Raw genomic sequence first — 26030 nt, forward strand, 5'->3', positions numbered from 1 at the left:
GAAATCGACACCGCGTTGAAAGACATGGACGGGAGAACCATCTGAGGGTCACATCGCTCTTTGAGATTGTGGAGCGAATTCCCTTCTGCCCGCCGGGCTACAGCCCTAATGTGACCGTGATCGAACGGTTACGCTTGCTGTGCGTTCTCGCTCGCGGGAACGTAAAGTTCAGGAGAAGACACCCTTGGCCAACATCACCCTGATCGACGACGACGAGAACATCGTGGCGTCCGTGTCGCTGGCGCTGGAAAGCCATGGCCACAAGATCACCGCCTATCACGACGGCGCATCGGGCCTGGCCGCGCTGGAATCGTCGCCGCCCGATCTGGCGATCCTGGACGTGAAGATGCCGCGCATGGACGGGATGGAGGTGCTGCGTCGCCTGCGCCAGACCTCGCAGATTCCGGTCATCATGCTGACGTCCAAGGACGAGGAGATCGACGAGATCCTGGGCTTCAACCTGGGCGCCGACGACTATATCCACAAACCGTTCAGCCAGCGTCTGCTGATCGAGCGGGTCAAGGCGCTGCTGCGCCGCACGGGCGCCGACGGCGGGGAGCCGGAGACGGCCGCCGAGGTCTCCGGTCGCGCCATCAAGCGCGGCAAGCTGTCGATGGACCCGGCGCGTCACGAATCGACCTGGGACGGCAAGCCGGTCAAGCTGACGGTCACCGAATTCCTGCTGCTGCAGGCTCTGGCCCAGCGCCCCGGCTTCGTGAAGAGCCGCGACAACCTGATGGACGCCGCCTACGACGATCAGGTCTATGTCGACGACCGCACCATCGACAGCCACGTGAAGCGGATGCGCAAGAAGTTCCGCGCCGTGGACAACGAGTTCGACGCGATCGAGACCCTGTATGGCGTCGGCTACCGCTACCGCGAAAGCTGATCCTTCCGGCGGGCGCGAGCCCGACGAGGAGCCCCTGAGCCGGCCGAAGTTCCGCTTCGGCGGATCGCGGCTGGGCGGCTTTATCCTGGCCCTCAATCTGCTCAGCCTGCTGATCCTGTTCGGCGGGGCTCTTGCCCTGAACGAATGGCGCCAGGGGCTGATCGAGGCGCGGCAGGAATCGCTGAGCGTGCAGGCCGAGCTGCTGGCCAACGTCCTGCGCGAGGAGGGCGTGACGCGGGGCGAGCCGACGCCCGAGCTTGATCCTATCCGCGCCTCGCTGTGGCTGACGGACCGGTTCATTCCGGCGGGCCAGCGCGTGCGGCTGTACGACATCAACGGCCTGCTGCTGGTCGATAGCTATCAGGTGACCGAGGCCATCGGCGGCCGGCCGCTGCCTGAGGCCAGGCCCGCCGGCGCCCCGACCGAGGAGGGGCCGGCGGCGACCCTTGTGGCGGAGCGTCGCGTCGCCCGCGCCGACAGCGAACTGGCCGCCGAGGTCACGGCCGCCCTGGAAGGCGCGCCACAGGCCGCCATGCGGCGCAATGAATCCGGCGAGCGGGTGGTGTCGGTCTCCATCCCCGTGCGCCACGTGCGCCAGGTGCTGGGCGTGCTGACGGTCGAGTCCGGCGATGTGGATCAGATCCTGAGCGCCCAGCGACGCGCCCTGGTGCCGTTCGCTCTGGTGGCGCTGGGCGTCAATCTGCTGGCCTCGCTGCTGCTGCATCTGTTCGTGGCGCGGCCCATCATGCGGCTGTCGGCGGCGGCGGATCAGGTCAAGCTGCAACGCGCGCGCGCCATCTCCCTGCCGGATCTCGAGGACCGCAAGGACGAGATCGGCGACCTGGCGCGGTCGCTGGAATCCATGACCGACACCCTGTCCACGCGGATGGACGCCATCGAGCGGTTCGCCGCCGACGTGTCGCACGAGATCAAGAACCCCTTGACCTCGATCCGGTCGGCGCTGGAGACCCTGCCGCTGGTCAAGACGGATGCGCACCGCGAGAAACTGACGGCCCTGCTGCAGCAGGATGTGCGCCGGCTGGACCGGCTGATCACCGACATTTCCAATGCATCGCGGCTGGATGCGGAACTGTCGCGGGATCGGCCGCGCCCGGTCGAGCTGAACCGGCTGCTGAGCGACATCGTCGGCGTCTATGAGACGACGGCCAAGCCGGGCGACATTCCCGTGCTGTTCCAGGCGCCAGAGACGCCTCTGCGCGTCCTGGGGCGCGACGGACCGCTGGGGCAGGTGTTCCGCAACCTGATCGACAATGCGCGGTCCTTCAGCCCCGAGGGCGGCGTGGTGCGGGTGACGCTGGACGACACGGGCGAGGACCTGCCGATCCGCGTCCGGGTGGACGACCAGGGGCCCGGCATTCCGGCCGAGAACCTGGAGACGGTGTTCGAGCGGTTCTACACCTCGCGGCCCAAGGGGGCGGTGTTCGGATCGAACTCGGGCCTGGGGCTGTCCATCGTGCGCCAGATCGTCGAGGCGCACGGCGGCCGGGTCCGCGCCGAGAACCGGCCGGAGGGCGGCGCCCGGTTCGAAATCCTGTTCCCTGCGGTCGGCCGCCGCCCATGAGCGCCGAGCCGCCCGTCCACGGCACCACCGTCGCCGTTCGGCGGCGGGGCCAGTGGCAGGGCGTGATGATCCTGGGGCCGTCGGGCGTGGGCAAGAGCGACCTGGCGCTGCGGTTGATCGGGCGCGGCTGGCGGCTGGTCAGCGACGACTACACCCAAGTCTGGGCGTCGGGCGGGGTGCTGCACGCCTGCGCGCCCGCCACGATCCTGGGGCGGATCGAGGTGCGCGGGGTGGGAATCGTGTCCGCGGCGACACGCCCCTTGGCCAGAGTCGTGCTGGCCGTCGCCTGTGTTCCAGAGGCCGTCGAACGGCTTCCGGAGCCGCAGACACGGCGTTTCGCGGGGGTGGACCTGCCGCTGCTGGCGCTCGATCCCCGACCCGCCTCGGCCGTCGATGTGGTCGCAGTCGCGTTGGAGACGCTTTGAAACCCCGAACGACAGGTCTATGACACGCCCCTTGCGGTCCACAGCGGGCGGCGTCCGGCCTCCCTTGCCGGGCGGGGGAATGTCCGGGACGGTTTGGGGTGGGATGCGAGTGAAGTCCTCATGATCGGTCTGGTCATCGTCACCCATGGCGGGCTGGCTTCTGAATTTCTGTCGGCGATGGAGCATGTGGTCGGGCCGCAGCGCGGCGTCGCGGCCATCTGCATAGGGCCGGAAGACGACATGGAGCGTCGCCGTCGCGACATCGTCGATGCGGCCGCCGCCGTGGACGACGGCGAAGGCGTGATCCTGCTGACCGACATGTTCGGCGGCACGCCCTCGAACCTGGCCATTTCGGTGATGGAACAGACCCATGCCGAGGTGATCGCCGGGCTGAACCTGCCCATGCTGATCAAGCTGGCCAGCGTGCGCGGGCGCGAGACGCTGGAATCCTGCGTCGCCCATGCGCAGGACGCGGGCCGCAAATACATCTCTGTCGCGTCCTGGGTGCTTGCGGGCGAAAAATGACGGTCACGGCGACGCTGAACATCTGCAACACGCGAGGCCTGCACGCCCGCGCCTCGGCCAAGTTCGTTAAACTGGCCTCGGGCTTCGATAGCGAAATCCGGGTCACGCGCGACGGGGTGACGGTGGACGCCCGCTCGATCATGGGCCTGTTGATGCTGGGCGCCGGCATCGGCTGCAGCGTCGATGTCGCAGCCGAAGGCCCCGACGCCGAAGAGGCGGTCGAGGCCCTGACCGACCTGGTCGCGCGCAAGTTCGACGAAGACCAGTAGGCGTCACGCTTCGAACACTTCCGGGTTGAAAGTCCGGCGCGTCGCCGTCACCATCCGAGAATGACTTTGCCGGAGGGGGCGTGATGACAGGCCTGCAAGCTGCATTGGCGTTCGCGATCGCACTCTCGACGCCCCAGACGCCGCCATCAACCTTGCCGCTGGCCGACGTCAGGGATGGCGAACCCCTGGCCTTGGCGCATCGGGTCCTGCCGCCGGATGTCGCCGGCAAGATCGTCGGCGGCTACGTCCGACGCCAATGGGTTCCGGGACAGAGCTATTTCATCCGGCTGGACGAACGCCCGGCGGTGCATTCGCCGGACCTGTGCCGCCAGCTTTCTTATTTCGGCGGGGCTGGGGCGGTGGCTGCGGGCGAGACGGCCGCCGACGACACACCGCTGGAGGTGCAGCCCTTCACGCCCGCGACGCTTTACGCTCCCGCCTATCCGGAGACCGCCGACGAAGAGAGGTGCAAGACGGTTGAAGGCTGGATCACCACTCCGCCGGACCGGCCGGACCGGCCGGACGCGACGCTGCGGATGCTGGCGCGACTGACCGATGCGATGGAGCAGGCGGCCGGAGAGGGCCCTTTGTCCTTCGATATCGAATGTGTCGCCGAACTCTCCTATTCGACTTTCGGCCCTTGTCCGGATGCGCGACGCGCGCTGGCGGACCTGCCCCTGGGCCGCCTTTTGGGCGTTCGCTTGGAGAACACCGTCTATCAGGACGAGCCGGTCCAGAACGGCATTCGTGTGCGCAAGATGCAGCCTGTCCAGGACGACCGCTGGCCTCAGGCCGAGGTCAATTTCGACGCTTCTGGGCCGGACGGGCGGTCATGGACGGTCGTGCTGAAGGGCGTCGACCGCCTGGAGGCGATCGAGATGCAACGCTCCACCGTCATTCGGCACTGAGGCCGACCCTTAAAGCCCCAGGGCCGAGCGGATGGCGCGCCAGTCGACGTATTTGAAGTTCTGGGAGCCTTCGTCGTTGACGTCGTCCTGGATCACCACGAGGCCTTCGGGGAAGGGGCCGACCGCACCGCTGGCGGCGGCCAGGCCATCCGTGCCGGTGACGCCGTCCACCACGCCGTCGGTGATCTTGAACCGGCCCTTGTATTCGGGCGCCGCGCCGTCGATGCGCCAGACAGGGAAGGTCGAGTCGCCCTGGCTGGAGGCGATCAGATAGCGTTTGTCGCCGTCGGTGATCGTCGTCAGCCCCTCGGCGTCGGCCACGAGCGTTCCCGGAGCGATGGGCTGGATCAGGGTGCGGGCGGCGCCCGAGGCCGGGTCGAGGCCGTAGCGCCACAGGCCGACGTTCTCTTCGTTGATGTAGAGGGCGTTCGTGGCCTCGTCGGCGGCGCAGCCTTCGGAAATGGTGCCGATCTCGGCGCGGCGGACCTCGCGGGCGGACGGGGCGCCGTCGGCGCCGACGGTCAGGACGAACTGGCGCAGCTCGCCCTCATGGCCGACCAGAATGGCGTGGACCTCGGCGCCGCGACGGGCGAAGCAGAAGCCGTAGGGCTCGATCACATCGGTGGTCAGCGACCCCCAGTAACGCACGCCGTTCTGGCCCGTGCCGGCGGGATCGAACAGATAAAGCGCCACGCCGGTCTTGCCCGGCGTGCGGTCGCTGGCGCCCAGCACCAGTTGGGGCTTGCCGCCGACGCTCAGGCCCTCGACCAGATCGACATTGTTCAGGAGGCCTTCGGGCAGGAACTGCAGGATCGCGCCGTCCAGGCCATAGATATAGAGGCCCGACTTCTTGTCGGTTCCGGCGACGAAGCCGGGCGTCGTCTTGCCCATCACGGTGACGTGGGCGGCCGGGGCGTAGACGGCGGGGTCGTCGGCCGCGTCCTGGCCGGGATCGCCGACCGGGGGCGTCTCCAGCGTCGCCTGCACGGCGGCGCCTTCACCCACGAAGCCCTCGCCCTCGCCCTGATAGTCGACCTCGGTCGTGGCGCAGGCCGCGAGCAGGGCGAAGACGGAAGCGGTGGCGGCGAAGCGGGCGGCGCGTCGGATCGGCGAAGTCATGGCAGGTCCCCAGGATGTGATTTCGTCACGTGATTTCGTCGGGGCCCAGATCAAGGCCGACCGCCGACAGGTCAACGGACTTATGGTGACGGTTTGAATGCGGTTCGATGACGCATGGTCGGTATCAGGACGGATCGTCGCGCAAATGTCCGGAAAACGCGAAACGGCCGTCGCCAAACCGTCGCTTCCACGTCGCCCGCCCCCGGTAAGCGAGCCGCCCATCGGCAGAGGTGAAACGTCGCCCGCCGCAGGGGATCATCGAGATGAAAATCAAACTGCTCATGGGCGCCGCCTTGGCGCCGCTCGCCTTCGCCGCTCCGGTCTTGGCCGCCGACGAGGTCGCGCCGCAGCAGACCGCCCAGGCGCCCGTCACGGCTCTGGAAGAAGTCGTCGTCACCGGCGAGCCGGCGATGCGCAACCGCACCGACGACGTCGTGCCGACCCTGTCCTACGACCTGGACTATTTCCAGCGGTTCGAGCCGCTGACGGCCGGCGACGCTCTGAAGCGCGTGCCCTCGGTGACCTTCCTGTCGGACGTGCTGGAATCGGACGGCGTGCGTATGCGCGGCCTGGACTCGGCCTATACGCAGATCCTGATCAACGGCGAACGGGTTCCCGGCGCCAACCTTGACCGCTCCTTCTTCGTGGATCGCATCCCCGCCGAACTGATCGAGCGGGTCGAAGTCGTCCGCTCCTCGTCGGCCAACCGCTCGGGCGACGCGGTCGCCGGCGCCATCAACATCGTGCTGCGTGACGCCCTGTCGCTGGACGGCGGCTATGTGCGTCTGGGCGCGCTGCATTGGGAAGACAGCGAATACGGCCAGTGGGGCGGCACCTACGGCGCCGTCTGGGGCGGTCAGGTCGGGCCGGGCCGCCTGCTGATCGGCGGCAACATCCAGGATCGCCGCAACCCGAAGCAGAAGTTCTCGCAGCGGTTCGACGCTCCGGGTGAAGAGCTGAACGACACCGAGGCCCAGACCGACACCCGCGACGGCACCGACTATTCGGCCAACCTGTCGTATGAAGTGCCGGTCGCCGGCGGAAACCTGGAACTGAGCGGCGTCTTCGTGCGCACCGACCGCGTCCAGGACGAAAGCTCGATCGAATACGACGAAGGCGACATCGACGACGTCGCCAAGATCAACGCCAACCCGCTGGACATCCTGACCGACAACTGGTCGGTCAACAGCCGTTACGAGCGCGAGATGCTGGGCGGCGAGACGACCTTCAAGCTGGGTTACGCCACCATCGATGACGAGCAGTTCGAGCAGGAAGAGGAACTGGACGTCGGCGACGAGGTCATCGAGGGCGAACGCACTCGCACCAACGTCACGGACGAGGAAATCCAGGCCGCCATCGAGCACAAGATCGAACTGAGCGGCGACATGGAGCTGGAGTTCGGCGTCCAGTATTCGAAGAAGAACCGCGACACCTCGGTCTTCTCGGCCGAGGCCGAGGTCGAGGACGAGCCGGTCTTCCGCGCCCTGCTGGACAGCGAATACGAGGATTATGAGGCCGTCGACGGCGGCATCAACGCCATCGAAGAGACCAGGATCGACCCCTACATCATGCTGTCGGGCGAGAACGGCCCGGCCAAGTGGGAAGCCGGCCTGCGTTACGAGACGACCGACTTCTCGATCACCGACGAGACGGTGGACGCCGACGACCGCACCAACGACAAGGACTATGGCATCCTGCTGCCGTCCGCGAGCGTGCGCTTCAAGCTGTCGGACGCCGACCGGATCACCGCCTCGGTGGCCCGCACCGTGCGCCGCCCCAGCTTCGACTTCCTGTCGCCGGCCCTGCTGGACGGCGAATACGGCGACAACGATTTCGTCGGCAATCCCGACCTGGAGCCGGAAACGGCCTGGGGCGCGGACCTGGGCTTCGAGCGTCGCTTGGGCCGTCGCGGCGTGATCGGCGTCAACGCCTTCTATCGCGACATCACCGACCTGATCGAACTAACCAACACCGGCGATTATTCCGAGCAGGCGCTGGACGACTATGACGACGCCATCGACGACGGCGCGACGCCGGAAGAGGCGGCCGAGGAACTGGTCTCCTACGTCTTCACGGCCGAGAACGTCGGCGACGGCCAGGTCTGGGGTGTCGAGTTCGACCTGTCGACGCCGCTGGACTTCATCGGCATGGAGCACACCGGCGTCTTCCTGAATTACTCCTGGCTGGACAGTTCGGTCGACGATTTCATGGGCGACCGCCGCTTCAACTCGCAGTCGGACTATGTCTTCAACGTCGGCTTCACCCAGGACATCCCGACCTGGGGCGCGGCCTTCGGCGCCACCTATCGCAAACAGGGCGACGCCAAGAGCCGGATCGTCGGCGAAGAGGTCGTGACCTCCTACGGCGGCGATCTGGAGATCTTTATCGAGAAGCAGGTGGCCTCCAACGTGGTGCTGCGCTTCACCGGTTCGAACCTGCTCGACTCGTCCAAGGACGAGACGTTCGACAAGTTCAACACCTTGGCCGACCAGATCGACCGCGACTACGACGAGTATGAGATCGAGTCCGAGAACGCCGGGCCGGTGTTCCAGCTGGTCGCGCGGATGGCCTTCTAGGGTCCTGCCTTCCCGAGACGACGAAGGGGCCGGACGGCGACGTCCGGCCCTTTTGCGTGGCGGCGCCCCTCCAAAGGTCGCAATCGCGACCCCATATGCCGGCGGGGCGGTTGACCCCGACGGGGCGTCTGCCTACAGCCCCGAGAGCCTGTATTCGCGGGGCCTCTCCCCCCGCGCCGAACGATCAGAGGACACCATGGCCGAAGCTTCCTACGACGTCGTCATCATCGGCGGAGGGCCGGGCGGCTACAACGCCGCGATCCGCGCCGGCCAGCTGGGTCTGAAGGTCGCCTGCGTCGAGATGCGCGAGACCCTGGGCGGCACCTGCCTGAACGTCGGCTGCATGCCGTCAAAGGCCCTGCTGCACGCCTCGGAACTGTGGAACGCCGCCAACAGCGAGTTCGCCAAGATCGGCATCGAAGTTCAGCCCAAGCTGAACCTGGGCCAGATGCACAAGGCCAAGGACGACAGCGTCACGGCCCTGACCAAGGGCATCGAATTCCTGTTCAAGAAATACAAGGCCGAGTGGATCAAGGGCCGCGGCAAGATCGTCGGCAAGGGCAAGGTCGAGGTGACCGCCGCCGACGGTTCGGTCCAGACGCTGGACGCCAAGAACATCGTCATCGCCACGGGCTCGGAGCCCACCCCGCTGCCGGGCGTGGCCTTCGAGGCGGGCAAGGTGATCGATTCGACCGGCGCCCTGTCGCTGCCGGCCGTGCCCAAGAAGATGATCGTGGTCGGGGCCGGCATCATCGGCCTGGAGCTGGGGTCGGTCTGGCGCCGGTTGGGCGCGGAAGTGACCGTGGTCGAGTTCCTGGACCGCATCACGCCCGGCATGGACACCGAGGTGGCCACCACCTTCCAGCGCACCCTGACCAAACAGGGCATGACGTTCAAACTGGGCGCCAAGGTCACGGCCGCCAAGTCGGTCAAGGACGGGGTCGAGCTGACGGTCGAGCCGTCGGCGGGCGGCGCGGCCGAGACGCTGAAGGCGGACGTGGTGCTGGTCGCCATTGGCCGTCGCCCCTACACTGAGGGGCTGGGCCTGGAGAGTGTTGGCGTGACGCCGGACAAGCGCGGCTTCGTCGATCACGACCACTTCAAGGTCGCGGATGGCGTCTGGGTGATCGGCGACGTGACCCACGGGCCGATGCTGGCGCACAAGGCGGAAGAAGACGCCGTGGCCGCCATCGAGACCATCGCGGGCAAGTATGGCCACGTCGACTACGCCTTGGTCCCCAGCGTCGTCTACACCTTCCCCGAAGTGGCCTGGGTGGGACAGACCGAGGATCAGCTGAAGGCGGCGGGCGTCGCCTACAAGAAGGGCAAATTCCCCTTCACCGCCAACAGCCGCGCCAAGATCAACCACGAGACCGACGGCTTCGCCAAGGTGCTGGCCGATGCGACGACCGACAAGCTGCTGGGCGTCCACATCATCGGCCCGCAGGCCGGCGAGATGATCCACGAAGCCGCCATGACCATGGCGTTCGGCGGCTCGTCGGAAGACATCGCCCGCACCTGCCACGCCCACCCGACCCGTTCGGAAGCCGTGCGTCAGGCGGCCATGGATGTCGAAGGCTGGATGATGCAGGCCTGATCAGACCGCGAGGCGGTCGTCGACGACACGAAAAAGGCCCGGCGGGTTCTCCCCGCCGGGCTTTTCTGCATCAGGCGTGAGGCGTCAGGCCGCCCAGGCGGCCGAGGCGTGACCGCCGGACGCTGCGGCGATGCGGAAGCGCGACACCAGGTCGGCCAGGCGTTCGGCTTCCTGGCTGAGGGCTTGGTTGGCGGCGGTGGTCTGTTCGACCATGGCGGCGTTCTGTTGGGTGGTCTGGTCCATCTGGTTGACGGCGGTGTTGACCTCGGCCAGGCCTACGGCCTGTTCGCGGGCGGAGGCGGCGATCTCGGCGGCCAGGGTGTTGATCTGGGCCACCTGGCCGATCAGGGCGGTCAGGGCGCCGCCAGTGCGGGCGACCAGGCGAGAGCCCTCGCCTACGCTGGCGCTGGAGGCGGCGATCAGGGTCTTGATCTCCTTGGCCGCTTCGGCCGAGCGCTGGGCCAGCGCCCGGACTTCGGAGGCGACGACGGCGAAGCCGCGGCCGGCCTCGCCCGCGCGGGCGGCCTCGACCCCGGCGTTCAGGGCCAGGAGGTTGGTCTGGAAGGCGATCTCGTCGATGACGCCGATGATCTCGCCGATGCGGCCGGAGGTGCTTTCGATCGCGCCCATGGCGGCCGTGGTGTCGGCGATGATCCGCTCGCGCTCCTCGCCGCCGCTGCGGGCCTCGGCGGTGATGCCGGCGGCGGACTGGGCGCCCTCGGCGGTCTTCTTCACCGTGACGGTGATCTGGTCCAGGGCGGCGGCGGTCTGTTCCAGGGCGGCGGCCTGGCGTTCGGTGCGGCGCGACAGGTCGTCGTTGGCGGTGGTGACCTCGGCGGCGCCGGCGCGCATGGCCTCGACCATCTCCAGGATCTCGCCCATCGTGCCCGTCAGGGCGTCCACGGCGGCGTTGTAGTCGTCCTTCAGCTTGCGGCTGCGCTCGGCGAAGCCGATTTCGATGCGGTGGGTCAGGTCGCCGCGCGCCAGCGCCGACAGGCCCTGGCCCAAGGCCTCGACCACCACGGCGTCTTCCTGGGCCAGGCGTTGACGATCGGCCTCTGCGGCCAGTTCTGCGGCCTTGGCGGTCGCGCGCATGGCTTCGGCCTCGGCCTCGGTCTGGGTCTGACGGACGGCGGCGTCGCGGAAGGCCAGGACGGCGCGGGCGATCTGGCCGATGTCGTCGCCGCGCGCGGCCCAGGGGGCCTCGAAATCGGTGCGGCCCTGGCGCAGGGATTCCATCCGTTCGCACAGCATCCGCAGGGGCGAGAACATCCGCCGCGACAGATAGAGGCAGCCGCCCACGACCAGCAGGGCCACCACCGTGCCGCACACGAACAGGGCCAGCAGCAGCTCGTTCACCGAGGCCATGAAGTCCGCCTTGGGGATGCCGACATAGAGGACGCCGATGGTCTGGCCGGCGGCGGTCTTGATGGGGTCGTAGGCGACGAAATAGGGTTTGCCGAGAATGTCGGCCTGGCCGCGATAGGGCCGGCCGGACTTGAGTACCGCGTCATAGACCGGGCCGGGCTTCAGCTTGGTGCCGACCGCGCGGGCGCCGTCGGCCTTGACCACATTGGTGGTGACCCGCACGTCGTTCAGGAACAGGGTGGCGGTGCCGCCTACCAGGGTCTTGATCCGGTCCACCGGCTCGACGAAGTCGTTCATCGGCGTGGTGCCGACATAAAGGCGACCGTCACGGGTCGAAAAGTCCGCGCCGTAGTCGCCCAGCACGTCCCAGGCGACCCGCATATTGGTCTCCTGACGCTCGGCCGCGCGCGCCTCGGCGTCGCGGCTCATCAGCAGGGCGGCGACCGCCATGACCGCCAGGGTCAGCACGCCCAGGGCGGCGACCACCATCAGGGCCGTCTTGGCGGAAAGCGAAAGCGAGCGGAGATTCATGTCGGATCCGGGGAGGAGGCGGACCGCGCACACCGGCCCGGCTCCAGCTTCACCACGGCCGGGTTAACAATCCCGCCAACAAAAGGCAGGCCAGGGCGTCAGAGAAGACCCTTGAGGCGATAAAGCGCGTCCAGCGCCTCGCGCGGCGTCAGTTCGTCGGGATCGACCGCCTTCAGCGCCGCCTCCAGCGGGGACGGGCCGCGTTGGGGCTCCGGCTCGGCGACGGCGAACAGGGGCAGGTCGTCCAGGCGGGCGGCGGCGGCCTTTTCGCCCTCCAGCCGGTTCAGAACCGAGCGGGCGCGGGCGACGACGGCGGCGGGCACGCCGGCCAGTTTGGCGACCTGGACGCCGTAAGAGCGGTCGGCCGCGCCGGGCGCCGCCTCGTGCAGGAAGACCAGCTCGCCGTTCCATTCGCGCGCGACCATGGACAGGTTGCAGACGTGGTCCAGCCGCGTCTCCAGCTGGGCCAGCTCATGATAGTGGGTGGCGAACAGGGTGCGGGCGCGGTTGGTCTCATGCAGAGCCTCGGCCGTGGCCCAGGCGATGGCCAGGCCGTCATACGTCGCCGTGCCGCGTCCGATCTCGTCCAGCACGACAAAGCTTTTCGGCGTGGCCTGGGTCAGGATGGCGGCGGTCTCGACCATCTCCATCATGAAGGTGGAGCGGCCGCGCGCCAGGTCGTCGCCGGCGCCGACGCGGCTGAACAGCCGGTCCACCACGCCCAGCCGCATCGAGCGGGCGGGCACGAAGGCGCCGGCCTGGGCCAGGATCACCAGCAGGGCGTTCTGGCGCAGGAAGGTCGACTTACCCGCCATGTTGGGGCCGGTGACGATGGCCAAGCGCGATCCGTCCTGGCCCGACCCATCCAGCCGGGCGTTGTTGGGGGTGTAGGGCGACCCTTGCGCCTTGACCGCCGCCTCGACGACGGGATGGCGGCCGGCCTCGACGCAGAAGGTCAGGGTGTCGTCCACCACGGGCCGGGTCGCGCCGACCTCCTGCGCCCATTCGGCCAGGGCGGCGTGGGCGTCCAGTTCGGCCAAAGCCTCGGCGACGGCCTGCAGCGGCTGAGCCAGGCGGGCGGCCTCGCGTCGCCAGCCCTCGAAGGTCTCGCCCTCTATGGCCAGGGCGCGGTGACCGGCCTGGCTGATCTTGGCGTCCAGCTCCGACAGTTCGACGGTGGTGAAGCGGACCTGAGCAGCCAGGGTCTGGCGATGGATGAAGGGGCTGTCGGGACCGGCCCGCAGCAGGCCCTCGGCGGCCTTGGCGTTGGTCTCCAGGAAATAGCCCAGGACGGCGTTGTGCTTGACCTTGAAGGGGACGCCGGACTCGGCGACGGCGCGGGCTTCCAGATCGGCGACGACGCGGCGGCTGTCGTCGCGCAGGGTGCGGGCGGCGTCCAGTTCCGGGCGATAGTCGGGCCGCACATAGCCGCCGTCGCGCGCCAGGTGCGAGGGCTCGTCCACCAGACCGTGGATCAGATCGGCCTTCAGTCGCGACACGTCCGCAGACAGGGTCAGCCGGTCCAGGGCCGAGGCGATGCGGCGCGGCTGGCCGGTCAGGGGATCGACTTGCCCGACGAACAGGCCGGCCACGCCCTCGGCGATCGACAGGCCGATGCGCACCGCCGCCAGGTCGCGCGGGCCGCCGCGTCCCAGGGCCAGCCGCCCGACGGCGCGGGCGATGTCCGACGACGCCTTCAGCGCCTCGCGCAGGTCTCGCCTGAGATCGCGCCGTTCCAGCAGCCATTCGACGGCGTCGAGCTGCTCGTTGATCGCGAGCGGATCGCGCAAGGGCCGGGCGATCCGTTCGGCCAGGGCCCGCGCGCCGCCCGAGGTCACGGTGCGGTCGATACAGGCGAGCAGACTGCCCTCGCGCTCGCCGCGCTGGGTGCGGTCGATTTCCAGACTGGTGCGGGTCGCCGGGTCGATGGCGAGAAAGCCGCTTTCGCCCAGCCGTCGCGGCGGGGCCAGGGCGGGAACCTTGCCGGCCTGGGTCGTCTCCAGATAGGCGGCGATCAGGCCGAGCGCGGAGACCTCGGCCTCCTCGAAGGCGCCGAAACCGTCGAGAGCCGAGACGCCATACAGCCGCTCCACCCGCACGCGCGCGGCCTGGGGTTCGGCGATGGCGCTGGCCAGCGCCTGGACCACGCCGCCCGAACCATCCAGCGCATCGCGCGTGGCCTCGTCCGAATACATCCGGTCGGTGACCAGAACCTCAGACGGTCGGAAGGCGGCGAGGGCTGCGCCCAGGTCTTCGATAGAACAGGCGACGGAATCGACCGCGCCGGACGACAGTTCGACCACGGCGACCGCCGCCCGACCTTTGCGCACCGCGACCGCCGCCAGGCGATTGGCGCCGCGCGCGTCCAGCAGGCTGTCCTCGGTCAGGGTGCCGGGCGTCACAACCCGCACCACGCCGCGATGGACCACGGACTTGCCGCCGCGCTTCTTGGCCTCGGCGGGGTCTTCCAGCTGTTCGCAGATGGCGACCTTGTGGCCCATGCGGATCAGGCGGGCGAGGTAGCCCTCCATCGCATGGACCGGCACGCCCGCCATCGGAATGTCCTCGCCCTGGTGCTTGCCGCGCTTGGTCAGGGTGATGCCCAGGGCGGCGGCGGCGACCTCGGCGTCCTTGAAGAACAGCTCGTAGAAGTCGCCCATGCGGAAGAAGAGGATGGCGTCCGGCTGACCGGCCTTGGCCGTCAGATATTGCGCCATGAACGGCGTCGCGCCCTCAAGCGAAGCGGCGATTTCGGGCGGGTGAGTGACGGGGGCGTTCATGTGGCGACAGGGTGACGGATCGCGCCCGGCGGCTCAAGGCCGTTGAACGGCCCTTGCACAGGCTTGTCGCCCCTGCGATAGGCCGCGCCAGGCGGTTTAGGGAACACGGTGAGACACCGTGGCTGTGCCCGCAACTGTAGGCGGCGAGAGCGTCGTCCGTCCGGGGTCTGACGACTTCGGCGCCACTGGGTGACTGGGAAGGCGAGGACGGCGGTTTTTGACCCGCAAGCCAGGAAACCTGGCCGCCTGTGTCGCTCGCTGCTGTCCGGGACCAGACAGAGGCGCGGGGACTTCACCGTCGCAGCGACCCGACCTTGCGCCGTCCAGACCCTCGCGGTCTGGCGGGTCGGCTCGCTTTGACCGGTCTCTCGCGCGCACTCGCGGGACCGAAACGGGGATCTCGCTCAATGAAGCGTTCCATTCTTCTCTCGACGGCTGCGATAGCCGCCGCCTTCGCCGCGCCCGCCTTCGCCGCTGATGATGCGACCCAGCTGGACGACGTCGTCATCACCGCCACCCGCATCCCGGCCATCGTCGCCGACACGCCCGGCGCCCGCGTCATCGACGGCAAGACCATCGAACAGCGCGGCGCGATCTTCGCCGCCGACATCCTGGCCGACGTGCCGGGCCTGTCGGTGACGCGCACAGGCGCGTTCGGCGGCGTGGCGCAAGTCCGCATGCGCGGCGCTACGCCCGGCAAGACGCTGGTGCTTGTCGATGGCGCGCCCGTCAACGACGCGGCCGAGCCCAACGGCGCCTATGACTTCTCCAGCTTCGAGCTGGCCGATATCGAGCGCATCGAAGTGCTCAGCGGCCCGCAGTCGTCGCTGTGGGGCTCTGACGCCATCGGCGGCGTGATTTCCTTTACGACCAAGGAGATCGACGGCGTGCGCGCCGAAGCAGAGGCCGGCAGTTTCGACACCGTACGCGGCCGGGTGTCGGCGGGCGTGGCCAATGAGACCTACGCCGTCAGCGCCTATGTTTCGCGCTTCCAGACCGACGGCATTTCCGCCGCCGACGAGGCCGACGGCAATCCCGAGGCCGACGGTTTCCGCAGCACGACCCTGGGCGGCAAGGGCCGCTACGCCTTTTCCGACACGGTGAAGATCGACGGGTCGGTGCGCTGGAACGAGAGCCACGCCGACCTGGACGGCTTCCCCGAGCCCGACTACGCCCTGGCCGACACCGACGACACCCAGGACAGCGAGCAGTGGTCCGGTTTCGCCCGGCTGAGCGCCGTCGCCCTGGGCCTGACCCATCAGTTCAGCGTCTCGGCTTCTGACATCGACCGCACCTCCTACAGCGGCGGTTTCGGCTCGACCTTCACCGGCGACCGCCAGGCCTATCGCTGGCAGGCGGACGGAAAGGCCCGGGACGTGAACTACGCTTTCGGCGTGGAGCGCAACGAGGCCTCGGCGGCGCTGTCGTCGGGCCTGTCGCGCGACCTGTCGATCACCTCGGTGTTCGGGGTGGCCCAGTATGATGTCGGGCCGCTGAACCTGACGGGCGGCCTGCGCTACGACGATACCGACGATTTCGGCTCGGAAACGACGGGACGCATTTCGGCGGCCTATGAGCTGGCGGGCGGCTTCATCCTGTCGGGCGCCTACGGCACGGGCTTCAAGGCGCCGACCGTCAGCCAGGCGGTTTGCGACTACTGCTATGCGCCGCTGCCGTGGGCCGAGCTGAGGCCGGAGACGGCCGACAGCGTCGAGATCGCCCTGGGCTGGGCCTCGGCCGACGGGCGGTTCGACGGTCGCGCGACCCTCTATCGCCTGAACGTGGAAGACCAGATCACTTACACGGCGGGGGAATACATCAATGTCGCCAAGACCCGTTCGGACGGGTTCGAGCTGGAAGGCCACGCCCTGCTGGGCGGCGGTTTCGACCTGACGCTGGCCTATGCCTGGACCGACGCTGAGGATCGCACGACGGGCCTGCGCCTGCTGCGCGTGCCCGAACATGCGGGATCGGCGACCCTGGGCTGGACCGGCGACCGGCTGTCGGGCGCCCTGACGGTGCGGGCGGAAGGCGATCAGGACGACTCTGGCGGCTTCTCAACGGTGGCGCGCGACGGCTTCGTCACGGCCAATCTGAACGCAGCCTATCAGCTGACGGACCAGGTCGCCCTGACGGCGCGGGTGGAGAACCTGGCCGACGAACACTATCAGCAGGTGTTCGGTTACGGAGAACCGGGACGGTCCGGCTATGTCGGGATCAGGCTGCGCTACTGATCCGGGCGCGGGCGTCGGCGGTGAAGGCCGCCGGCGCCTCGAGCGCCAGGGCCGCCCAGTCCAGGTTCGGACAGGGGGCGTGGGCGGCGGCCAGGATGGCGCGCAGTTCGGCGGCCGAGGCCACGCTGGTCACGATCTTGTCCACGCCGTTCAGAGACAGGGCGTAGCCCAGGGCCGCCTGCATGGGGTCGCAACGCTGCTCGGCCAGACGGCGACGGGTACGCGACAGAGCCTGGGCGTGGCTGGCCAGTTCGGGGGGCAGGTCGTCCCCGCCCGCAAACAGCACGCCGCCGGCGAAGATGGACGACAGATGCACGGACGCGCCCGTATCGGCGATGGCCTCCAGCGTGCCGTCCTGGGCCGCGCGCTGGTCCAACAGGCTGCACGGCACCTGAACCACGTCCGCCTCCAGGCGTCGCGCCAGCAGGGCGGGGCCGTCCTCGACGGTGGCGCAGAAGCCGATGCGGCGATAAAGGCCCCGCTCCTTGAGATTCTTGACCCGGTCCCACAGGGCGCGGCCCTCGGCACCGGCCAGTTCGGCGGCGTTGGACACCAGAAGCACGTCGCCGCGCGGCAGGCCCATACGCTCCAGCGACCGGCGGGCGCGGGCCTCGATCCGGTCCAGGCCTTCGCTCAGCGGTACGGTGCGGACCGTGACCTGGAAGGGGGAGGGGAAGGGCCAGGCCTGACCCAGCAGGCGTTCGCTGTCGCCTTCGGGGCGGGTGGCGATCAGCTTGACCCCCGCATCGGCCCCGGTCTGGAGCAGGAACCGCATGGCTTCTTCGCGTGCGCCGGAGGGGGCGGACATGAAGGCGCCAGGCGCGCGTTCGGGCTCAGTCACCACGGCCAGGGCCAGGCGATGAATGGGCGACGACGCCGAAGGTGTGGCGGGGGAATACGACACCCCGGCACAATGACGCGCAATGCTTAAGGGACGCTGAGCGAGTCCTTACGCGAACCTTACTTATCCACCGATGATATGGGGTCGGCGTTCGATCAGGCGTCGGCGTCGGGCTGTCGGTCCGGGTGGGCGTCCTGGAAGGCGGCGTGCGACATCGCCTCGGCCTCGATCGCCAGAAGCTGGGGCCAGGGCGTCAGATCCATATTGAACCGCCGCGCCGAATAAAGCTGTGGAATCAAATAGCAGTCGGCCAGCGTCGGTCCGTCGCCGAAGCACCAGGCGCCGCCGCCGTCCCGTGCGATCATGGCCTGAAGCGCATCGAAGCCGGGTGCGATCCACCCTGCGGCCCAGCGATCGACGGTCGCCTGGTCGGCGGCGAAGTCGGCGCGCAAGGTCTTCAGGACCCGGAGATTGTTCAGCGGATGGACGTCGCATCCGATCAAAGCCGCCATGGCGCGCACGCGCACGCGGTCGTTCGCCCCGCCGGGCAGAAGCGCCGGACGGGGATGGGTCTCCTCGAGCCATTCCAGAATGGCCGGGCTCTGGTTCAGGATCAGGTCGCCGTCCTGAAGGGCGGGCACCATGCCCTGCGGGTTCAGCGCCAGATAGTCGGCCGTCTTCTGCTCGCCCTTGCGCAGGTCGTGGGCGGCGAGGTCGTAGCCGAGCCCTTTGAGATTCAGGGCGATGCGGACGCGGTAGCTGGCGCCCGAGCGCCAATAGCCGTGCAGGATCATGGCTGGATCTCGAAGCTGAGCGTCTCCAGACCCTCGACGGTGACGACCACGCGGTCGCCGGGGCTGACCGGGCCGACGCCGGACGGGGTGCCGGTGAAGATCAGGTCGCCGGGCTGAAGCGACCACAGGGCCTGCGCCGCCGCGACGATGCGGTCGGGGTTCAAGATCATGTCGTCCAGCGCGCCCGCCTGCTTGACCTCGCCGTTGACGCTCAGGCCGATGGCGCCGGCGGGATGGGGCAGGGCGCCCAGGGTTATGGGTCCGCACGGCGCGGACTGGTCAAAGCCTTTGGCGGCGTCCCAGGGGCGGCCGGTCTTCTTGGCCTCGGCCTGGAGATCGCGGCGCGTCAGGTCGCAACCGACGGCCCAGCCGACGATGGCGATGCCGCCGTCAGCGCCCGGCCCGATGGCCGCGACCAGTTCGGCCTCGTAGTGCAGATTGGCCGTCGCCGGCGGATAGGAAGGGTTCGCCCCATCCGACACCACGGCGTCGCCGGGCTTGGCGAAGAAGAAGGGCGTCTGCTTGTCGGGGTCCGACCCCATTTCACGTGCATGGGCGGCGTAGTTCTGGCCCACGCACAGGATCCGGCGGACGGGAAACCGCTGGTCCGATCCGACGATCGGCAGCGAAGGGGCGGGACGGGGCGGGAACAGCCATTGGGTCATGCGACCGTTCTAGTGCGGCGAAAAGCCCGTGGCGAGGGCAGACGCGGGCGCCCATCTGTTGGAACCTCGTCAGGAGTGTGGCGTTGCGAGACGGGGTTCTCTATTCTACCGCCAAGCTTGAAACGGAGCGCGCATCATGGCCACCACCAAGGCCCGAGAAGACATCAAGGCTGACCTGAAGACCCTCAAGGAGGATCTGAAGACCGGCGCCCGCGAGGAAACCCAGCGCCTGCGCGAGAAGGCGGCAGAGGCTGAAGCCAAGCTGCGCGCCAAGAGCGACGAAGTGCGCGAACAGGCCCGGGGCTACTATGACGAAGCCCGCGTGAAGGGCCGCGAATATTATGACGACGCCGCCGAACGGCTCGACGAGGCGCAACGCTATGTCGTCGAACGGGTGCAGGAGCGTCCTTTGCAATCCACCGCCATCGCTCTGGGCGTGGGCGTCGTGCTGGGCATGCTGCTGGCCGGCCGTCGCCGCTGATGTTCAAGGGCATCGTCAAACGTGTGGTGGCGACCAGCGTCGTCGCCGCCAGCCTGTTTCTGGCCGTGGTCTTCCTTGGTCTGACGCTCTTCTATGCGCTGAGCCTGACGCTGACGCCGCTGGGCGCGGCGGCGGTGACCTTCGGCCTGTTCGCCCTGGTCGCCCTGATCGTCGCCCTCGTCTTCCTGAAGAGCGACGCCCATGAGGATGAAGACGATGAAGACGAATCGTCAGGCCTGATCGGCAAGGTCGTGCATATCATCCGCGAGCGACCCATCGTGGGCGCGGTCGGCGGATTGGGCGCGGCCTTCCTGCTACTGCGCAATCCGGCCCTGGCGGCGATCATCGCCAGCATGGTTGCGGAGCGGAAGATGGATCACAGCGGTTATTCGAGGCGTCGCCGCCGCTAGAGTCGATTCAGCCGGGAACGCCAAGCTGTCCAAGACGTTGATATGCCGACCGACGAACGGCTCTCGGGTCGCCGACGGAACATCAACTCAGGAGAGCTAAACCCATGATGCGCTGGGCGATTATCTTCCTGGTCGTGGCCTTGGTCGCGGCCGTTCTCGGCTTCGGCGGCATCGCGAACTTCTCGTTCGAGATCGCCAAATTCGTCGCCGTCGTTGCAATCATTCTGTTCGTCATCGCCCTAGTGGCCGGCGGACTTCGCGGACGCGGCGGCGCCCCCCGACTTTAGGGGCTAAGCCGAACGAGACAGAAGGGGCGGAGCGTAGGCTTCGCCCCTTTTTCATGCCCGCCCCGCTCTTCAAAAAGAACTTTACAATGCAAAGTAATTGGGTGATCCTTCGTCATCGGATTTGAGGAGGAGAGACCCATGACACGCGACACCCAGGCCCTTCAGGACGACATCGCCTATATGCGCGGCCTCGCCCATGAGGGGCGACATGCGCCGCTGCTGGCGGGACCCATGCTGGTCACCGCCGCCATCGTGTTCGGAACCGCCAACCTGGGCCAATGGGCCATCCAGGCCGGGGTTCTGGACGTCACCCCCTGGGCCCAGCTCTGGTTATGGATCGGGGCGGGCGTCGTGTTCGCCGTCGCCCTGACCCTGCTGATAGGGCGTATGAAGGGCAAGCCGGGCTTCGGCTCGGCCGGCAACAAGGCGGTGGGCGCCGCCTGGACCGGGGTCGGATACGGCATCTTCGTCACCTGGCTGGCGCTCGTCGCCCTGTCGGTGAAGACCGGGAACTGGTCCTGGATGGCGGTGATGCCGACGACGGTGCTGGTGGCCTATGGGTCGGCCTGGATGATCGCCGCGGCCATGACCCGGACGCGCTGGATGTCGATGACGGCCCTGGTCTCCTACGCCGGGGCGGTCGCGGTGGCCTGGTTCATCGACAGTTCGGCCATCTATCTGGTGTTCACGGTCGTGCTGGCCGCCGTCGCCCTGATCCCAGGCCTGATCCTGATGCGTCAGGAACCGTCGGAGATCGTCTGAGCATGGCCGATGATTTCGACATCAGCCGGATCGACGAGGTCATTCACGGGCGAATCCGGCTGGGGATCATGGCCTTTCTGTCGGGGGCCGGGACGGCGGATTTCAACAGTCTGAAGGCTCGGCTGCAGACCACGGACGGCAATCTGTCGGTCCATCTGCGCAAGCTGGAAGACGCCGGTTTCGTCACCGTGGCCAAGAGTTTCAAGGGGCGCAAACCCCTGACGGAGGCCAGTCTGACCGACCAGGGGCGCGACGCCTTCGTCGCCTATCTCGACGCCATGGCGGGCCTGCTGCCAGAACGATGAATACAGGTTAGAAGCGGGCTCATGACCACCCGTCTTCACGCCTTCGAGGCCATCGACAACTTCCGCGACTATGGCGACTACGCCACGGCGGCCGGGCGGCGCGTGCTCCCCGGTCGCCTGCTGCGTTCGGCCCATCATGCGCGGGCCAGCGATGCGGATCTGGAGCGGTTAAGGCAGATCGACGTCGGCGCAGTGGTCGATCTGCGCCGGCCCGGAGAGCGGCGCGACCAGCCCTCGCGTCGGCCCGACGGGTTCAGCGGCCTGGTCATTGAGGGCGGGGTCGAGGACGGCGTTGAGGCGCCGCACATCACCTTTCTGAAGACCGAGGACCTGACCCCGGATTCCGGGCGACGGTTCATGACGCGCACCTATCGCCATCTGCCGTTCGACGCCTCGCATCTGGATGTCTTCGGACGCTATTTCCGGGCGTTGGGCGATCAGAACCGGCCTGTCCTGATCCATTGCGCGGCGGGCAAGGACCGGACCGGGTTCCTCGCCGCCCTGACCCATCACCTGCTGGGCGTTGCGCGCGACGACATGGTCGAGGACTATCTGCTGACCAATGCGGCGGTCGACCTGGTCGGGCGCGCGCCGGGCATAGCGAAACAGTTGCACAAGATGACCGGCCGCCTCGCCTCGGACGACGCGATCGTCGCGTTTCTCGGCGTCGAGGCCGCCTATCTGGAGGCCGCCTTCGCCGAGGTCGAGGCGCGGCACGGGTCCGTGGACGCCTATCTGCGTGAGGCGATCGGCGTCGATGTGGCTTTGCGCGACCGGATCGCGGCGCGATTGTCGGCGTGAGCGAGGTCCTGACCCACGTGGTCGTGCGACAGGCTCCGTGGACGGAGCCTGTCGAGGTGGCGGCCGAATTGGGGGGCGGCGACGGCGCCCTGGCCCTGTTGTCGGACGGCGGGCCGGGAGGACGCTGGTCGCATGTGGCGACGGGGCCGGATCGGGTCATGGTCGGCCCGGTCGACGAGGCCGCGCCCTTCGAGGCTCTGAGGGACCCTGCGTTCGGAGCGGGCGTGGTGGGGCTGGCCGCCTATGACGCGGGCGCGCGGCCGGCGACGGGGCGGCGCGAGACGGTGTGGCCCGACCTGATGCTGGCCCGCTATCCGTCGATGCTGACCTTCGATCATCATCAGAGAACCGTGAGCGCCACAGGGCGAGGGGCAACCCTCGAAGCGGCGGCCAAGGCGGCGGACGTTGCCGTCGGCTGGCTTGCGAACGCCGTCCAGGTCAGGACGCCGCCCGTCCCGGCTGAAACCTTCGAGGCCGAGGCGCCGGGGAGCGCCTATCGTGCGGCCGTAGCCGATGTGGTGGAGCGGATCGGGGCGGGCGAGCTGTTCCAGGCCAATATCGCGCGGGCCTGGTCGGGGGCGCTGAAGGTCGAGCACGACCCGTTCGACGTCTTTCTGCGGCTGCAGCAGGGGCGGGCGTCGCCGTTCGGGGCCTATTGGCGGCTGGGGGAAAGGGCGCTGGTGTCGAACTCGCCCGAGTTGTTCCTGGCCTTCGACGCCGCCAGCCGCCGTATCGAGGCCCGGCCGATCAAGGGCACCCGGCCGCGCGCCGACGATCCGGTCAAGGATGCGGCCCTGGCGGCGGAACTGCTGTCCAGCGCCAAGGACCGCGCGGAGAACCTGATGATCGTGGACCTGATGCGCAACGACCTGGCGCGGGTCTCGCAGCCGGGGTCGGTGCGGGTGGACGCCCTGTTCGCGGTCGAGCGCCATCCGACCGTGCATCATCTGGTCTCGACCGTCACGTCGCTGGCGGACGCCGGCGTCGGTCCCGCCGACCTGCTGGAGGCGACCTTTCCGCCGGGGTCCATCACCGGGGCGCCGAAACATCAGGCCATGAAGGTCATCGCCGGGCATGAACCGCCGCGCGGTCCCTGGTGCGGCTCGCTGTTCCTGATCGAGGAGGGCGGCGGCCTGACGGCCTCGGTGCTGATCCGCACAGCCGCTTTCGAGCGGGCGGACGGGGTCTGGCGGTTCCGCACCCTGGCGGGCGCCGGCATAGTGGCCGACAGCGATCCGTATGCGGAAGAGGCCGAGACCGACGTCAAGATTTCAGCGATGCGGCAGGCGCTGGTCGGCCGATAGGATCAGCAGCCCGTGCAGGTGATGATTTCCGCCGTCCGGGGCCGCAGATAGGCCATGCGTTCGAATGTGGGGGCTATTCTGATGGCTTCGGGCAACATGTTGCTGAACGGCGACCTGTAGTCGTATTCGGCCTCGGCGACGATGACGGACTCTCCGATAGCCAGCATGTCCGAAGGGACCTTCGCGTCCGTGACGGTCAGTTTGCCGGTCAGGCCTTTTCCAACGCTCCAGTCGACATTGTATTTCGTGGCGGTGACGCGCGACACGCTGCTGACCCGTTGCCTGAGCTCGCCCTTCGGGAAGGGGCTGATGATCACCTCGCCGACATCGAGCAGGTCAAGCACCTGCTGCTTTGTGAGGGCGTCTGTCTGGGACACCAGATCGGCCACCACGGAGGCCACGTGGCCCGTGCGCTTCTGCGCCATATACGCCTGACAGAATTCGACCATGCCGAAATAGAACAGGATCAGAATGGGGGCGAGAAAGGCGAACTCCACCGCCGCGACGCCGCGCGTGTCGCAGCCCCAAGCCTTCAGCAGCGCGCGCAACCCCCGCCTACGCATTCCACGGCTCATTGCGGAAGGCTGTGGCGGAGTTGAGCAGGACCTTGCCGGTTCCGACCCGTGTGGCGCCCTGGTTCAGGAACGGCGTGATCAGGGGATATTCGTACCAGACCCGGACCAGAACCAGATTTCCGGGCTGACCACCGTCATAGGTCGTCTTTTCCGGATCCAGAACGCCGGCTGTGGTCGGGTCTTCTCGATCCGGGTCCACGAACTGCGTGATGACGCGAACATCAACCGTCGCGCGTTTGATGCAGTCGCCTTCGAAGACGCTCATTCGGCTGCAAAGCTCGGTCTTGAAACGCACCTTGTCGAAGCCCTTGGCGTCGGCTTCCCCGGTGCGGACCAGCCGCCCGGTGTCCGTCGTCGCCGTTTCCAGGATCGAGTCGATCACGAAGACCATGCCCAGTTCCAGAATGGCGAAGATCATCAGGAAGAACGGGACGGCGACCATGGCGAACTCGACGGCCGCGACGCCTTCGCGTCGCGAACGTCTCATTCGCGCCTTGATCAAATCCCGAGGGCGCACCATCCCGATCAGGGGGCGGTGGAGCCGGTCGCAGGCGCGACCCGGATGCTGGGCGTGCACGAGGCGCCGCAGGCCATCTCGGTCGCCTGGCCGCCGCGCCAGACGCGGACCGAGCCGGTCGAGCCGCCGGTCACCACGACCTCGCGCTGGAACAGGGTGCGTCCCGCGCCATCGACCGCCACCACCTCGGTGACGCCGTAACCCTTGCCCACGATGAACAGGGTGTTGGCGTCCACCATGGAGACGTCCGCGATCTGGGGATTGCCGACGATGACGGAGGCGGCGGCTCCACGAAGCTGAACCCGCGCGGACCGGTCGATCTCGACGTTCAGGGCGCCGTTCTGGGCCTGGGCCGCAAGCGGCGCGACGAGCAGGGCTGCGGCGAGGAGGGCGGCGGGGAGGCGAGACATCGGCGGCTCTGAATAAGGGCGCGTGCAGACGCGGACGCACGCATGATGCGCAGCCTATCCTCAACAAAGGCTGAACCGGCGATATGAGAATTTTCTTTGGTGAATCCACGCGTAACCAAACCTCGTGACTCAGATTTAACGGCCTTGGCGCATTGTCATCCTGCGTTTGGGGGTCAAGCGGGCTACCGGCTCCCCCCGCCAAGTTGCTCGCTAGACCATTTGAAAAAAGGACTATCCCATGACCAAGTTCATCTCGCGCTTCGCCAAAGACGAATCGGGCGCTACCGCCATCGAATACGGCCTGATCGCCGCCCTGATCGCCGTCGGCCTGATCGCCGTTCTCACCACGCTGCGCGGCAGCCTGCAGGGCACGTTCACGAAGGTCTCTACGGATCTCGCCGCAGCGAACGCTGGCTAATCGTCGAGCAATCGACGTGACAAGACGGGGCCGGGGCTGAAAAGCCCCGGCCCTTTCCTGTTTGGCAACCCAACCTTAAGCCCTGTCGGGGAAGATTGGGCTCATGGATATTCTGCTGCTTGCCGTCCTGGGCGTATTTCCGGCTCTCGTCATCGTCGGCGGTCTTCATGACCTGATCACGATGAAAATCCCCAACTGGATTTCGCTGTCCCTAATCGCCGCCTTCTTCCCCGTCGCCCTGCTGGTGGGCGTCGCGCCGATGGAGGTCGCCGTTCATGTCGGAATCGGCCTGGCCGCCCTGGTCGTGGGCATGGGGATGTTCGCCGCCGGATGGATCGGCGGCGGAGACGCCAAGCTGCTTGCCGTCAGTTGCCTCTGGATGGGCATAAGCGGCGCTACGCCGTTTCTGCTATGGACCGGTCTCGTCGGCGGCGCATTCTGTCTACTGCTGATAAGCGCGAGACAATATTTCCCGATGGTGGCCCCGTCGGTCTCGCAAGGCTGGATCAATAATTTGATGCAGCCCAAGGGCGACATTCCCTATGGCGTCGCCATCGCCATCGGCGCGCTGCTCGCTCTGCCGGAAAGCGGTTTGTTCGTCGCCTTCGCAGCCGGGCGCTGAGCCCCGAAAACCCACGATCCATGCCGCTTAGGAAG

General features: G+C 67.9%; 27 protein-coding genes and 1 riboswitch. Of the genes, 18 read left to right on the forward strand and 9 right to left on the reverse strand.

Translation table 11 applies throughout. The features are described from left to right. Positions 1 to 184 precede the first annotated feature (184 nt). The 6 genes from chvI (at position 185) to ACODSC_RS10380 (ending at position 4598) form a co-directional block, all read left to right on the forward strand. Entirely contained in the window at positions 185 to 889 is a 705-nt protein-coding gene (chvI, locus tag ACODSC_RS10355; RefSeq protein ID WP_409719397.1) for a two-component response regulator ChvI, read from the forward strand. Beyond that, on the forward strand, positions 858 to 2471 hold the full coding sequence (gene chvG / locus ACODSC_RS10360) for a two-component sensor histidine kinase ChvG (protein ID WP_488813816.1): 1614 nt from the start codon (positions 858 to 860) through the stop codon (positions 2469 to 2471). The genes chvI and chvG overlap by 32 nt, the downstream gene beginning before the upstream one ends. After that, the gene (locus ACODSC_RS10365; protein ID WP_488813817.1) at positions 2468 to 2896 is read left to right on the forward strand and encodes an HPr kinase/phosphorylase; all 429 of its coding nucleotides are present in this window, start codon (positions 2468 to 2470) and stop codon (positions 2894 to 2896) included. Before chvG ends, ACODSC_RS10365 begins: the two co-directional genes overlap by 4 nt. A gap of 120 nt (positions 2897 to 3016) precedes the next feature. Further along, positions 3017 to 3421, forward strand: a complete 405-nt coding sequence (locus tag ACODSC_RS10370) for a PTS sugar transporter subunit IIA (protein WP_488813818.1) — start codon at positions 3017 to 3019, stop codon at positions 3419 to 3421. Next, positions 3418 to 3690: an HPr family phosphocarrier protein gene (locus ACODSC_RS10375; protein WP_488813819.1), complete on the forward strand. Its 273-nt coding sequence runs from the start codon at positions 3418 to 3420 to the stop codon at positions 3688 to 3690. Before ACODSC_RS10370 ends, ACODSC_RS10375 begins: the two co-directional genes overlap by 4 nt. Before the next feature lie 83 nt (positions 3691 to 3773). Continuing rightward, a complete protein-coding gene (locus ACODSC_RS10380; protein WP_488813820.1) occupies positions 3774 to 4598 on the forward strand; it encodes a hypothetical protein in 825 nt (274 codons plus the stop codon). A 9-nt stretch (positions 4599 to 4607) separates the two neighbouring features. On the opposite strand, the gene ACODSC_RS10385 is transcribed toward ACODSC_RS10380, so the two are convergent. Continuing rightward, complete coding sequence (locus tag ACODSC_RS10385) at positions 4608 to 5717, reverse strand: phytase (protein ID WP_488813821.1); 1110 nt, start codon at positions 5715 to 5717, stop codon at positions 4608 to 4610. A gap of 263 nt (positions 5718 to 5980) precedes the next feature. Between ACODSC_RS10385 and ACODSC_RS10390 the strand changes: the two genes are divergently transcribed. Together ACODSC_RS10390 and lpdA are read left to right on the forward strand one after the other, a co-directional pair. Continuing rightward, the gene (locus ACODSC_RS10390; RefSeq protein WP_488813822.1) at positions 5981 to 8293 is read left to right on the forward strand and encodes a TonB-dependent receptor plug domain-containing protein; all 2313 of its coding nucleotides are present in this window, start codon (positions 5981 to 5983) and stop codon (positions 8291 to 8293) included. Between the two features lie 196 nt (positions 8294 to 8489). Continuing rightward, positions 8490 to 9890: a dihydrolipoyl dehydrogenase gene (lpdA, locus tag ACODSC_RS10395; RefSeq protein WP_488813823.1), complete on the forward strand. Its 1401-nt coding sequence runs from the start codon at positions 8490 to 8492 to the stop codon at positions 9888 to 9890. 84 nt (positions 9891 to 9974) lie between these two features. Here lpdA and ACODSC_RS10400 read toward each other — a convergent pair whose 3' ends face one another. Together ACODSC_RS10400 and mutS are read right to left on the reverse strand one after the other, a co-directional pair. Next, positions 9975 to 11789 carry a methyl-accepting chemotaxis protein gene (locus ACODSC_RS10400; protein ID WP_488813824.1) on the reverse strand — a complete coding sequence of 605 codons (1815 nt, stop codon included), beginning with the start codon at positions 11787 to 11789 and terminating at the stop codon, positions 9975 to 9977. A 98-nt stretch (positions 11790 to 11887) separates the two neighbouring features. Then, positions 11888 to 14569 (reverse strand): DNA mismatch repair protein MutS, encoded by a 2682-nt coding sequence (mutS, locus tag ACODSC_RS10405; protein WP_488813825.1) that lies wholly within the window; start codon positions 14567 to 14569, stop codon positions 11888 to 11890. Between the two features lie 75 nt (positions 14570 to 14644). Continuing rightward, a riboswitch (cobalamin riboswitch) is annotated at positions 14645 to 14830 on the forward strand. 146 nt (positions 14831 to 14976) lie between these two features. On the opposite strand from mutS, the gene ACODSC_RS10410 reads away from it, so the two are divergent. Continuing rightward, on the forward strand, positions 14977 to 16803 hold the full coding sequence (locus tag ACODSC_RS10410; RefSeq protein ID WP_488813827.1) for a TonB-dependent receptor plug domain-containing protein: 1827 nt from the start codon (positions 14977 to 14979) through the stop codon (positions 16801 to 16803). Here the strand turns inward: ACODSC_RS10410 and ACODSC_RS10415 are convergent. From ACODSC_RS10415 to ACODSC_RS10425, 3 genes are all read right to left on the reverse strand, one after another. Beyond that, positions 16787 to 17707 (reverse strand): aldo/keto reductase, encoded by a 921-nt coding sequence (locus tag ACODSC_RS10415; protein WP_488813828.1) that lies wholly within the window; start codon positions 17705 to 17707, stop codon positions 16787 to 16789. The genes ACODSC_RS10410 and ACODSC_RS10415 overlap by 17 nt on opposite strands. Positions 17708 to 17799: 92 nt before the next feature. Next, positions 17800 to 18438: a maleylacetoacetate isomerase gene (maiA, locus tag ACODSC_RS10420; RefSeq protein ID WP_488813830.1), complete on the reverse strand. Its 639-nt coding sequence runs from the start codon at positions 18436 to 18438 to the stop codon at positions 17800 to 17802. Continuing rightward, positions 18435 to 19103 carry a fumarylacetoacetate hydrolase family protein gene (locus ACODSC_RS10425; protein WP_488813831.1) on the reverse strand — a complete coding sequence of 223 codons (669 nt, stop codon included), beginning with the start codon at positions 19101 to 19103 and terminating at the stop codon, positions 18435 to 18437. The genes maiA and ACODSC_RS10425 overlap by 4 nt, the downstream gene beginning before the upstream one ends. A gap of 136 nt (positions 19104 to 19239) precedes the next feature. On the opposite strand from ACODSC_RS10425, the gene ACODSC_RS10430 reads away from it, so the two are divergent. The 7 genes from ACODSC_RS10430 to ACODSC_RS10460 all read left to right on the forward strand — a co-directional run bounded on the left by ACODSC_RS10430 (position 19240) and on the right by ACODSC_RS10460 (position 23453). Next, positions 19240 to 19584: an ElaB/YgaM/YqjD family protein gene (locus ACODSC_RS10430; protein ID WP_488813832.1), complete on the forward strand. Its 345-nt coding sequence runs from the start codon at positions 19240 to 19242 to the stop codon at positions 19582 to 19584. Next, positions 19584 to 19994: a hypothetical protein gene (locus ACODSC_RS10435; protein WP_488813833.1), complete on the forward strand. Its 411-nt coding sequence runs from the start codon at positions 19584 to 19586 to the stop codon at positions 19992 to 19994. The genes ACODSC_RS10430 and ACODSC_RS10435 overlap by 1 nt, the downstream gene beginning before the upstream one ends. 104 nt (positions 19995 to 20098) lie before the next feature. Then, entirely contained in the window at positions 20099 to 20281 is a 183-nt protein-coding gene (locus tag ACODSC_RS10440; protein ID WP_291538791.1) for a DUF1328 domain-containing protein, read from the forward strand. A gap of 138 nt (positions 20282 to 20419) precedes the next feature. After that, positions 20420 to 21043 (forward strand): hypothetical protein, encoded by a 624-nt coding sequence (locus ACODSC_RS10445; RefSeq protein ID WP_488813834.1) that lies wholly within the window; start codon positions 20420 to 20422, stop codon positions 21041 to 21043. Positions 21044 to 21045: 2 nt separating this feature from the next. Next, a complete protein-coding gene (locus ACODSC_RS10450) occupies positions 21046 to 21348 on the forward strand; it encodes a winged helix-turn-helix domain-containing protein (RefSeq protein ID WP_488813835.1) in 303 nt (100 codons plus the stop codon). A 21-nt stretch (positions 21349 to 21369) separates the two neighbouring features. Beyond that, positions 21370 to 22149 (forward strand): tyrosine-protein phosphatase, encoded by a 780-nt coding sequence (locus tag ACODSC_RS10455; RefSeq protein ID WP_488813837.1) that lies wholly within the window; start codon positions 21370 to 21372, stop codon positions 22147 to 22149. Then, positions 22146 to 23453 carry an anthranilate synthase component I family protein gene (locus tag ACODSC_RS10460; protein ID WP_488813838.1) on the forward strand — a complete coding sequence of 436 codons (1308 nt, stop codon included), beginning with the start codon at positions 22146 to 22148 and terminating at the stop codon, positions 23451 to 23453. The genes ACODSC_RS10455 and ACODSC_RS10460 overlap by 4 nt, the downstream gene beginning before the upstream one ends. Before the next feature lie 2 nt (positions 23454 to 23455). On the opposite strand, the gene ACODSC_RS10465 is transcribed toward ACODSC_RS10460, so the two are convergent. The 3 genes from ACODSC_RS10465 to ACODSC_RS10475 are packed head-to-tail and all read right to left on the reverse strand — an operon-like array spanning position 23456 to position 24955. Next, on the reverse strand, positions 23456 to 24001 hold the full coding sequence (locus tag ACODSC_RS10465) for a TadE/TadG family type IV pilus assembly protein (protein ID WP_488813839.1): 546 nt from the start codon (positions 23999 to 24001) through the stop codon (positions 23456 to 23458). A gap of 7 nt (positions 24002 to 24008) precedes the next feature. Then, positions 24009 to 24515, reverse strand: coding sequence for a TadE/TadG family type IV pilus assembly protein (locus ACODSC_RS10470; RefSeq protein WP_488813840.1), 507 nt, complete (start codon positions 24513 to 24515; stop codon positions 24009 to 24011). A 38-nt stretch (positions 24516 to 24553) separates the two neighbouring features. Then, positions 24554 to 24955, reverse strand: coding sequence for a pilus assembly protein N-terminal domain-containing protein (locus ACODSC_RS10475; RefSeq protein ID WP_488813841.1), 402 nt, complete (start codon positions 24953 to 24955; stop codon positions 24554 to 24556). A gap of 238 nt (positions 24956 to 25193) precedes the next feature. Here ACODSC_RS10475 and ACODSC_RS10480 point away from each other — a divergent pair, with 238 nt between their 5' ends. Continuing rightward, positions 25194 to 25373, forward strand: a complete 180-nt coding sequence (locus tag ACODSC_RS10480) for a Flp family type IVb pilin (protein WP_488813842.1) — start codon at positions 25194 to 25196, stop codon at positions 25371 to 25373. 103 nt (positions 25374 to 25476) lie between these two features. Then, positions 25477 to 25995 carry an A24 family peptidase gene (locus tag ACODSC_RS10485; protein ID WP_488813844.1) on the forward strand — a complete coding sequence of 173 codons (519 nt, stop codon included), beginning with the start codon at positions 25477 to 25479 and terminating at the stop codon, positions 25993 to 25995. Positions 25996 to 26030: the final 35 nt, after the last annotated feature.

The organism is Brevundimonas sp. FG128 (assembly GCF_057809775.1).